Origin of the sequence: Streptomyces sp. MnatMP-M17, assembly GCF_900091995.1 — a bacterium.
Lineage (GTDB): Bacteria > Actinomycetota > Actinomycetes > Streptomycetales > Streptomycetaceae > Streptomyces.
The window spans coordinates 1-8,906 of sequence record NZ_FMDK01000017.1; the positions used below are offsets into that span (position 1 = coordinate 1).

The 8,906-nt window shown below is 70.3% G+C and carries 14 protein-coding genes and 1 pseudogene; 8 read left to right on the forward strand and 7 right to left on the reverse strand.

Annotated features, from left to right (window positions below; translation table 11 throughout):
- Together GA0115259_RS41040 and GA0115259_RS41385 are read left to right on the forward strand one after the other, a co-directional pair.
- On the forward strand, nt 1–366 hold a 366-nt coding region (locus GA0115259_RS41040), incomplete at its 5' end, for a hypothetical protein (protein WP_218104195.1).
- Between the two features lie 228 nt (nt 367–594).
- The gene (locus tag GA0115259_RS41385) at nt 595–717 is read left to right on the forward strand and encodes a hypothetical protein (protein ID WP_256097864.1); all 123 of its coding nucleotides are present in this window, start codon (nt 595–597) and stop codon (nt 715–717) included.
- Between the two features lie 55 nt (nt 718–772).
- Here GA0115259_RS41385 and GA0115259_RS00975 read toward each other — a convergent pair whose 3' ends face one another.
- The 7 genes from GA0115259_RS00975 to GA0115259_RS01005 form a co-directional block, all read right to left on the reverse strand.
- Entirely contained in the window at nt 773–1,192 is a 420-nt protein-coding gene (locus GA0115259_RS00975) for a hypothetical protein (RefSeq protein ID WP_141716410.1), read from the reverse strand.
- A gap of 157 nt (nt 1,193–1,349) precedes the next feature.
- Entirely contained in the window at nt 1,350–1,778 is a 429-nt protein-coding gene (locus GA0115259_RS00980; protein WP_093589357.1) for a hypothetical protein, read from the reverse strand.
- A gap of 115 nt (nt 1,779–1,893) precedes the next feature.
- A complete protein-coding gene (locus GA0115259_RS00985; protein WP_093589360.1) occupies nt 1,894–2,472 on the reverse strand; it encodes a helix-turn-helix domain-containing protein in 579 nt (192 codons plus the stop codon).
- Nucleotides 2,469–4,607, reverse strand: coding sequence for a hypothetical protein (locus tag GA0115259_RS00990; protein WP_093589363.1), 2,139 nt, complete (start codon nt 4,605–4,607; stop codon nt 2,469–2,471). Before GA0115259_RS00990 ends, GA0115259_RS00985 begins: the two co-directional genes overlap by 4 nt.
- Nucleotides 4,608–4,609: 2 nt before the next feature.
- Nucleotides 4,610–5,050 (reverse strand): PIN domain-containing protein, encoded by a 441-nt coding sequence (locus GA0115259_RS41390; protein ID WP_093589366.1) that lies wholly within the window; start codon nt 5,048–5,050, stop codon nt 4,610–4,612.
- Nucleotides 5,047–5,280 carry a FitA-like ribbon-helix-helix domain-containing protein gene (locus tag GA0115259_RS41395; RefSeq protein WP_093589369.1) on the reverse strand — a complete coding sequence of 78 codons (234 nt, stop codon included), beginning with the start codon at nt 5,278–5,280 and terminating at the stop codon, nt 5,047–5,049. Before GA0115259_RS41395 ends, GA0115259_RS41390 begins: the two co-directional genes overlap by 4 nt.
- Nucleotides 5,281–5,364: 84 nt before the next feature.
- Nucleotides 5,365–5,646 carry an HU family DNA-binding protein gene (locus GA0115259_RS01005; RefSeq protein ID WP_093589372.1) on the reverse strand — a complete coding sequence of 94 codons (282 nt, stop codon included), beginning with the start codon at nt 5,644–5,646 and terminating at the stop codon, nt 5,365–5,367.
- 467 nt (nt 5,647–6,113) lie between these two features.
- Between GA0115259_RS01005 and GA0115259_RS39890 the strand changes: the two genes are divergently transcribed.
- The 6 genes and pseudogenes from GA0115259_RS39890 to GA0115259_RS01030 form a co-directional block, all read left to right on the forward strand.
- A complete protein-coding gene (locus GA0115259_RS39890; protein ID WP_161230253.1) occupies nt 6,114–6,281 on the forward strand; it encodes a hypothetical protein in 168 nt (55 codons plus the stop codon).
- Nucleotides 6,282–6,506: 225 nt separating this feature from the next.
- Nucleotides 6,507–7,148 carry a hypothetical protein gene (locus GA0115259_RS01010; protein WP_141716411.1) on the forward strand — a complete coding sequence of 214 codons (642 nt, stop codon included), beginning with the start codon at nt 6,507–6,509 and terminating at the stop codon, nt 7,146–7,148.
- Nucleotides 7,145–7,597 carry a hypothetical protein gene (locus GA0115259_RS01015; protein WP_093589378.1) on the forward strand — a complete coding sequence of 151 codons (453 nt, stop codon included), beginning with the start codon at nt 7,145–7,147 and terminating at the stop codon, nt 7,595–7,597. Before GA0115259_RS01010 ends, GA0115259_RS01015 begins: the two co-directional genes overlap by 4 nt.
- A 13-nt stretch (nt 7,598–7,610) precedes the next feature.
- Nucleotides 7,611–8,093: a hypothetical protein gene (locus GA0115259_RS01020; RefSeq protein WP_093589381.1), complete on the forward strand. Its 483-nt coding sequence runs from the start codon at nt 7,611–7,613 to the stop codon at nt 8,091–8,093.
- 43 nt (nt 8,094–8,136) lie between these two features.
- Nucleotides 8,137–8,451: a hypothetical protein gene (locus tag GA0115259_RS01025; RefSeq protein WP_093589384.1), complete on the forward strand. Its 315-nt coding sequence runs from the start codon at nt 8,137–8,139 to the stop codon at nt 8,449–8,451.
- Nucleotides 8,452–8,494: 43 nt separating this feature from the next.
- Nucleotides 8,495–8,906: pseudogene (locus GA0115259_RS01030) on the forward strand (hypothetical protein); the annotation flags it as partial.

Below are 8,906 nucleotides of genomic sequence, written 5' to 3' on the forward strand. Positions count from 1 at the left end.
GCAGATGCTCTGTCGGCGGGCGACGGCGCGCTGGCGCTGTCGCGGGCGATGGCCGGACGGCGTCAGGTCGTCTGGGGTCCTCTGAGCGCGGTGGCCGCGCGGTTGTCCGAGCTGGGGCACCCTCTCACGGGGGCCACGGGGCCCACCCCGCCGGCCGGGTCCCGGCTGGGTGACCGCTTCTGGGACGATTCCGTTCCGGCGCGGTTCGCCCAGTGGCGAGGCGAACTCGACCCGCAGACCGGCGAGTTGCGTACGCCGTGGGAACCTGGGTCCGCGGATCGCCTGTGGTGGGTACTGCGCCGTATGGCCGGCCCCTGTGACGCGGCCGGGACAGCGGCCACGGTTCAGGCGCTCGCGGAACCGTAAGCATCCGCCGGCAATCCAGATGGCCCGCCGCGCTGCGCCCGGAGTGCACCGTGGCGCGGTCGCCGGCCGCGGGGCACGTCAACCAGGGAGGCAGCACATGAGCGGTGAGAAGGGGATTGCGGCGGTCCGGCAGAGCCTGGACTGCTTGCGGGCGCAGCACGGGACCGCTCACCCCGACGTCGTCAAACTGACCATCAACTGGCCGAGTTGACCGGTGAGCAAGGCGACGTGCGTGGCGCCTACCTGCTCTACCAGGAGCTGGGCGACACCTTGCGTGCGCAGGCCGGCCCGTTTGAGGGACAGACCCTGGACGCCTACGAAGGAATGGCCCGGTGGATCGCGAAGAGCTGACCGGCGCGGCGGCCGCCCAACATCCGATCCGGTGACGCCCGGGGCAACGGGCTTGTCAGAAGAGGACGTTGTCCTCGGTGGGCGGAACGGCTCGCTCGGTCGTGGGCGGCCGGTAGTGGATCTCTGTCCAGTCCCCTTTCCGGTAGACGCGCATCTCGTCGCAGCGTGGGCACCGCACGGCCCAGTGGGTGATGCACCAGTAGGGGCGGTGCTGGACCGTCGCCCACTTCGACGGCCGGCCCCGGACGGACCGTTCGACGCGTGCCAGTGAGGGCGGGGGCGTGTAGAAGGTCTTGCCGAAGGCGGTGGACAGGGGGCCGGGGAAGGCGCAGGTGACGCAGGTCGGGTCGATGTGCGTCGTGATCAGCGCGGGCTCCCAGCGCTCCCAGCGGATCTCACCCATCTCGGGGTCGGAATCAGGGAGCGCCGGGAGGATTCGCCGCTCGGCCACGACGGGGTCGCGGGGTATGTCCATGTCGCCAGTCTGGCTCGGCGTGCCGACACTGGAGGCCCGGCCCGCGGGCGGCTCGTGCCGGTGAGGTTGCCTGATGACCGGCTACGGCACGAGAGTCCTGGGCGAAGGCGCCCGCCCGTGGCGGCCGCGCCGTCGTCGAGCAGAGCACGGCGCCGCCTCACCTCATGCCGCGGCGAATTTCCTCGACGAGGATGCCGTCCTCCTCGCTCAGACCGAGGTAGGCCCAGGAGATCCCAGCGTCGGCGAGGACCTCGGCCATGGTGGCCCTCCCGGGGTACTGAGATTCGAGACAGTCCAACTCGTACGTGCGCTCCTTGATGCGCCCGACGGACGCGGCGTGGGCGGCTTCGGCCGCAGCCGCCTCATCGACCCGCGCGCCTGCCTCCTCCAGGGCGATGCGGGCGTCAACCGCCTCGCCGTCGAAGACGTCGAAGGCCATCTTCACGACCTCCGGCACACCCAGGTCGGGCCGCTCGGCGCGGATCTGGCGCAGTTTGCCCTCCAGACGGAGGACAGATGCCTCCGGCAGGACCTCGCGCGCGGAGTGCAGAATGCCGCCGAACTCGGCGTCGAACCCGTTAGTCATACACGGGAAACTAGCCGTGCCCGCTTCCGGTTACGAGCGCCGGCCCGGCTCGACCGCTCCCGGCCCGATGGACAGCCGCCGCAGGCTCAGCTGCCGTCTTCGAGGTCGTAGTCGGTCAGGAGCCGGAGTAGTCCACGTCGTCGATGTCGAACTCGAAGTCGTCGGCGGAGAAACCGCCGTAGACGCTGCCTCCGTTGAAGTTGTCGGCCAGGGCCTGCTTGATGATGCCTTGGACCTCGCTCTCCTCCGTGGCCCGTGCCAGAGCGGCAACCTGGGCACCGGTGAGGTCGAGGTAGATGTCGCGTGCCCGTACGGCATCGGAGCCTCGGACCTGGAAGGTGTGCGCTCGGCCGACGCGCGCGCCGATGCCCGAGCGGTCGCCGCGGGCTTCCATCTCCCGGGCCCGGCGTTCCCGGCCGCGGGGGGTGGTCTGCACTTCTGTGGCGTCGCGCTGCAGCCGGTCGGCGTACTTCACGGGCTTGCGGGAGCCGTCGATCCAGCGGGAGACCGTGCGGGGGGTGACGCCGTAGGCCGCGGCCATCGCCTTCGTACTACCGTTGAACTTACGGTCGCGCACGTGGGTGGCCTGGGTGGTGGCGCGGGTGGGTGCGGTGCGGGAGCGGAACAGGAACTCCTTGACCCGCACGTTCATGCCCGGTCCGTCGATCTCGTCTTCCCCGTTGTCCCCGCTCACGACTGGCTGTCTCCGTTCTCCTCGGCCTCGGCGTCGGGCAGCGCCGTGCCGTCGGTGGTGAAGGCGTGCACGAGGCGCGACGGGTGCTGGCCAGCCTCCATGGCCTCCAGGACGGCGTTCATCGGGATGCTCGCCTCGTGCTTGGACGACCCGGGGGCGATGCCCAGGCGCAGCACGCCGGCAACGGGCTTGCCGTTCTCGGCAGGGGTCAGGAGTTCGAGGGGTGACGGCTGTTCGGTGGCGTAGAGGTAGGAGTCGACGTTGGCTGCGAAGGGCGCGCGCCCGGTCTTGTTGTAGGTCTTGCGCATACGCCGGTGGCCGGCGATGCGGGCGGCGGAGATGATCTGGTAGCGGAGTTCGGGGCGGTAGGACCAGTGAGCGACGACCTTCTCGAGCCAGTCGTTCTCATCGGGGTGGGACTTGCGCGCGTAGTCCATCCACTTGCCGATGCCGTTCTTGTAGAGCTGCTTGTAGAGGGTGGCGAGGACCAGGGCGTCGCCGCGGTCGGCGTCGGCCGGGTCGATGTTCTTGTGGGTGGCGTATGCAGAGAGGAAGGTCTCCGGGTCCTGTCCGTCGGAGAGCCCGAGCACGCTGTAGACGCGCTTGTAGGCATCCCGAAGGCGGATCGTCCACTCCTTCAGGATCGGCGCCGTGTCCTGCGGCCGACCCTCTTCGTCCTGGAGAGCGGGCAGGAGCGCGTCGGTGATGGTGGTGGGGTCGAAGCCGTACTCGGTGGTCATGTAGGCCACGGTGGGAGTGGCGTACCAGCCGGGACCCGTCGGCGGCATGCCGTGGAAGGTTGCGGGGTGCGGCAGCAGGGGGTCGGTCTCGATGCCGGTGAGGTCGCACCACCACAGGCCTGCGGTCTTCGTTGACCAGACCGGTTCGGTGACGTGCTGCAGCGGGCCCACGGGCAACGGCAAGGTCTGGGTGACGGAGAGGTAGGAGGCGCAGACGTCCACGGCGACGGCCCACTCCAACACGGCTTCCGTGTCGGTGAGCGGCCGGGCCCACCACTTGAAGTCCTCTTCTTCGCAGATGGCTTCGCGGCGGTCGAGCAGTTCCCGTGTGAAGGGGTGCCGGGCCCCGGCGGCCTGGGGGACGGTCGTGTCGCCGCCCGGTAGCGCGCCCTCGCGCAGACGGCGCTTCCACTGCCCCTCTTGGTCCTCGTAGGGCTCCAAACGGGGACGGACTGCCTCCAGGAGCAGCATGCTCGAGGTCGCTGGCGTCACACCGGGGGCGATGCCGATGTCGGAGACGAAGGCGCGGATCCGGCGGGCGAGAGCGTGAGCGTCCAGCTGGCCGCCGGGGAGCGTGGCGAGGGTCGCGGTCATCCCGGTGGTGGTCTTCTGCTTCTCGCTGCCCTGGCCGAGCCAGGGGGTGACGATGACGCGCAGGGACGCCTTCGGTCCGCCGGCCGAGCCCGCCCGGCGAAAGACGTGGAAGACCGGGCCGATCTCCTCCGACACCTCCATGCCCACGCTGGCGGCTGCCATGTCCAGCTTCTTCTTGAGCGCGGCCAGGGCCTTGTCCGTGGTGGGGAGAGCCGCGGGCAGACCGAGCGCCTTCACGGCGGGCGCGGTCAGGCAGACCATGCCGTCGCCAGCTCGGCCGGCCGCGTGCAGGCGCTCGACGCGCAGCGGGAGCCCGGTGCCGAGCCAAGCGACCCAGTCAGTCAGCTTCTTCCCGGCCGGTGGTGGCACATCGCGGATGTCCAGGACCCAGCCGTCGTCGGTGTGGTCCAGCGCTACCGCGGGCCAGCGACGGACGGTGGCCGATGTGGAGACGGGCACCGGGCGCCGGGCGGGCGCCGGGCGGGCTGGCATAGTCGTGGTGCGTTCAGGTCGCCCCCGGTAGGCGGGAACCGGCCGCGGGCTCGCCGGGTGCGCGTGCGTCGCAGGGCGGCTCAGTTCGGCGCTGGGCGGAGCCGGCTGCTGTGCGACCTGCTGTTCCTGCTCGGCACGTTCGCGGGTGAGGCGCTCGATGGTGGCGGCGCGGGAGACGGGGGTGCACTGCTTGGGGCAGCGCTTCCAGACCCACTTCATCTCGTCGTCATCCTCGTACCAGGAGACGAGATATCCGGGGCGGTCGCTGCCGATGCAACCGTCGCAGCCGGCCAGCCGTACCTCCGCCATCGTCAGCTCCTCTTCACGTTCAACGAGCGATCGCCGGCCGGGTGCCGCAGATCGCGGATGGGGCAGGAAAGGGACGCCGCGGCGAACGCGGGGCTCGTCGTGAGCAGTTCGGCGTCCAGGAGCTCGGCGAGAGCTGCGCACGCGGCGTCGTACGGGCTCAGGAATTTCCGCAGGCTCCAGGTGCGAGCCGTGAGCGGCATTGTGTCGTGGCGGTCGAGCTGCATGACGCGCAGGAGCTCCAGGGCCCGGATGGCTTCCGCCTCCGGAAGGAGGCCGGGCTGCTGAACGAGGGTGTGCAGCAGCCCGGACACTTGCAGGTCCGCGCCGAACGGCACCGCAAGTCGGTTGGACGCGGCCTCGGTACGGATCTGTTCGGCCTGCCCGTCTGATCCGACCAGGAAGGCGGTCAGGGCGCCGGTGTCGAGGACGACGGTGTTCGTCACGGCTGCTCGCTCACCGCGTCTCGGGCCCGGGCGATGTCCAGAGTCATCACCGAGGAGCGCTCTGCGATGTCGCGCGCCCGCTCGGCCGCCTCGCCCGGCGTGAGCGTCTGGGCGTGGTCGACGAGCAGTTGCAGCAGGTAGCCCTGGAGGGACTGGTGCGCGCGGGCAGCTCGGATTCTGAGGGTCTCCACGACGTCCGGAGGGAGATCGCGGACTTGCACCACTGGCATGAAGGCATTCTACATTCACTGCAAGCATTTTGCCTTCACGGCCGCTGCGGAGCGGGCGGGCGCCGCAGCGGCCGGGCGGGAGGGCTACTTGCCCTTGGCAGCTTCCTTGAGCTTGGAGCCCGCGGTCACCTTCACGCCGTAGCCGGCCGGGACGTCGATCGGCTCGCCGGTCGAGGGGTTGCGGGCGGTGCGGGCGGCACGGTGGGTGCGCTCGAAGGCGAGGAAGCCGGGGATGGTGACCTTCTCGTCGCCCTTGGCGACGACGTCACCGACGGTCTCGGCGAACGCGGCCAGAACGGCGTCGGCGTCCTTGCGGGTGACCTCGGCGCGGTCGGCCAGCGCGGCCACCAGCTCGCTGCGATTCATGGGGTTGCTCCATGTTCTGCTCTGTCTACGGATGCGTCCAGGACATGGTTCCAGGCGGCACTGACAATCCGGGTGCGCCGACATGTCCGCCAGCGTCCGGTCGCCCCTCCGTTCCCGGTGGAGCGACTCCCATTGTGACACGTAAAACTTGACCGCATTGCCATTCGAGCTTAGTTTTACGTGTCGTTCGCAACATCCCTCGAGAGGACCCCGCATGCCTTCCGTGCGAAGCACGCCCGCACACCATCCCGCCCCGCACAGAGGAGACTTGGCGCGCCATAGCCCGCTCCGTCCGCCTGGCCGAGCTGGAGCTGACCCCGGCCACGGAAACTCGGCCCTGCCGCGCCGCAGGCTTCCGCGCTGTCGCACACCTGACGGCAGGACACTTCCTCCTGGTCCGACTCGCGGAGCGTCCCGCCGAAGGCGCCCGGACGCGCCTGGGCTACGCCTGGCGACTTCGCGCGTTCATGCGGGGCGACTACGCGAAGGCCCTGGACGAAGCTCTCGCCTACGCTCGCGGGGCCGCCCACGGCTCCGCCCCGTCGACCGGGCGGCCGGCGCTCTTCCGGCACGCAGGACTCCTGCCGGAGCTGGAGCGGTTCCTGCCGGATCGGCTGCTCGTCACGGCACGGTGAGCAGCCCTCACCGCTACCCCCAATGACACATAAAACTTGACGCTACGGCATCGTTGAAGCTATACTTAATGTGTCAGAAGGTCGCTTCCGGTGGATGCACCGCTGACCCCGTGCCGCCGCCCGGCTTCTCCCCCACCCCTCACCGGGCGGCACCCCCGCCTGGCCCGCTCCCACCCCCCGGAGCGGGCCAGGCCCTCTCCCAAGAATCCAGCGGAAGGCCCCGGCATGCCTCAGCCCCCTCGGCTCGTCGAGTCCCGGGCAACTCGCGACCTGGGCCGTTACGGGCAGTTGGAGATGGTCTCCACCACCCGCCCTGGTACGCCCTGGACGCTCTACCGCCTGTACGCGCCCCACGTCCGCGGTTGCCTCATGCTCACGCCCGCGGCCGCCGGCGATGACCCGACCGCACCGAGGACGCGCGCTGCGGACGTCATCTTCGACCCAGCTCCCCAGCTCCCGCCCGGACTGACCAAAGCTCGTCCCCTCACCGTCAACGCCATCGTTCTGGCCGACCCCCTGCTGTTCAACGCGGACGACCCTTCGACGATTCGCCCCCGCCGCTCGGGACGGACAGGGCGGCCCGAGCCGGTACCCCCGCGCACACGCGACCACGCCCGAAACGTGATCACGGCCGTACTGGAGCACTGGCGGCAACGCAGCGACCGCGAGGACCTGTACCGCGCCGCGCATCGGCAGGCCGCACTGCTGTTCCTCACGCGCTACCGCAGCCAGATGGACCGCCGCCGCCAAGCGCTGGAGCGCGCACGGTTCGCCGTGGCCGAGACGGGACAGCGCATCGCGGTTCTGCAGGACGCGCTCGCCGGCGCCGACCAGACCTCTCCTCACATCCTGGAGCCCTGCCCGTGACCTCTACTGCCCCTCCCTCCAACGACACGGCTGTCGAGGCCATCCGCACGTCGCTCGCCGACGGCGGACACGACCCCGGCGAGTTTCTCGTCCTGTCCCTCGGTGCCGGACCGCGGCACGTCATCGTCCGCTACAACCCGGACGACGACTCCTGGGCGCAGGAGCCGGAACACTGCGCCGCCTACGCCCTGGCTCTCCAGCACGCAGGCTGGGGCCGGGCACTGGATCTGGAGAGCCTCGTCCTCATCCCCGATGTCCCGCTCGGCGCGGAGCCCGGCCGGTACATCGCGACCTGGCAGATCGACGTCGACGGCGACGATGCGGCCGGCGCCGCCACCGAGGCACGGGAACGGCAGCTCGATCCCGGTGTCACCGAAGCCCTGTGGACCCTGACCGACCACGTCGGGCGCACCACGGCGGTCACCACCTCCGACCACACCCGCCCGTAGACCAAGGAGTCACTTGTCCGACCGCACACCGCTGCAGCTGTACGTCTACGCCGTCGACGACAACGACCGGCCGGCCGTCCTCGAAGCCATCGCCGAGTTCAGCCTGGCCCTCGAATGGGGCCAAGGCGAGACCCCGCCTCGGCATCTGGAACTCGGTCGTTGCTACGGCGTGCACGAGGCCACGCTCGGCAGCTCCGACGACCTCGCGAATCTGCTGCGGAGCAGCGCTCCGAGCGCCGTGTTCACCCTGTGGCAAGACCCGTACATGACCGCGGACGGCCACCTCGTTGCGCACGTGCCCGGAGTGGGCAGCTACGAGACCGGCTGTGACGCAGAGGGAACGCCGCACGTAGACGCGGTCGGCCTCGCGGCACGCCTGGGCCGCCTTGCGGAGGACGCCACGGTCCGGGACTGGCTGTCCGGTGACGGCGACGGCCTGCTGGGCGTCACCGTGCTGGCCGCCCTGCATCAGCACGAGAAGTCCTGCGCCGCGTGAACCACCGCCATTCCTCGCTGAATTCCAGCCCCTCCGGAGGCCCGTGACCCTGGCCGGCGACATTCCGGTCTGGCAGCTCACGCCCGCACTCGACGCTCTCGCTGAGGAACTCGGCGTCGACGAAGGCGACTTGGACGAAGCCGTACTGGAAGCGGTCCACGACAAGGCCGCCGACGCCTACAACAACGGCGCCTACTGCGAACTCGGCGACGAGGACGCGCACGACCAGGTGCACGACGACGCCGACGAGCGCGCGTCCAGCATCAACGCCAGCGTCACCGACCAACTGGCCTTTCTGGCCGGCGGATGCGCCAGCGAGCAGGACCTGCGCTCCTTGCTGGCCAACCTGCTGACCTGACCGCGTATCCCCCGGCTCACCTTCCCAGGGAGATGATCATCTGATGCGGGGCACCCGCTCTGACCTCCGTCCCAGCAACCCTGCACTCGGCCCGCTCACCTTCGATGTCCACCTCCTGAAGCACGGCCGGACGCGCTACGTCGTACGGGGCCAGCACGTCCGCGGTTCCTTCGTGGTGGTCCCCGAAGCCACCAGGGGCGGGCCGGTCCTGCCGGAGACGGTCCGCGTCCAGTTCGGCTGTGACGGCGACGGGGACTACTGGCGCACCCCGCGCGAGGACGAGCCCTTCGTGCACAACGTCCGCGTCCACGGCTGGACGGACGGCATCGACCCCGACAACCCGCCCTCGGGCTGGTACCTCGGCCGGTACGCCGTCCTCCTGCGGGACAACGGCATTGAGCGGGAGCTGACCACGGGGGCGCGGCGGCGTACGGAAGCTGTCGTGCAGGCGGTCG

What these genes read in the sequence shown, in the direction of transcription:
- GA0115259_RS01010 (WP_141716411.1), top strand. Translation starts at nt 6,507, where the DNA reads ATGCCTCAGCCCCCTCGGCTCGTCGAGTCCCGGGCAACTCGCGACCTG.
- GA0115259_RS00980 (WP_093589357.1), bottom strand. Translation starts at nt 1,778, where the DNA reads ATGACTAACGGGTTCGACGCCGAGTTCGGCGGCATTCTGCACTCCGCG.
- GA0115259_RS00975 (WP_141716410.1), bottom strand. Translation starts at nt 1,192, where the DNA reads ATGGACATACCCCGCGACCCCGTCGTGGCCGAGCGGCGAATCCTCCCG.
- GA0115259_RS01005 (WP_093589372.1), bottom strand. Translation starts at nt 5,646, where the DNA reads ATGAATCGCAGCGAGCTGGTGGCCGCGCTGGCCGACCGCGCCGAGGTC.
- GA0115259_RS00990 (WP_093589363.1), bottom strand. Translation starts at nt 4,607, where the DNA reads ATGGCGGAGGTACGGCTGGCCGGCTGCGACGGTTGCATCGGCAGCGAC.
- GA0115259_RS39890 (WP_161230253.1), top strand. Translation starts at nt 6,114, where the DNA reads ATGCGGGGCGACTACGCGAAGGCCCTGGACGAAGCTCTCGCCTACGCT.
- GA0115259_RS41395 (WP_093589369.1), bottom strand. Translation starts at nt 5,280, where the DNA reads ATGCCAGTGGTGCAAGTCCGCGATCTCCCTCCGGACGTCGTGGAGACC.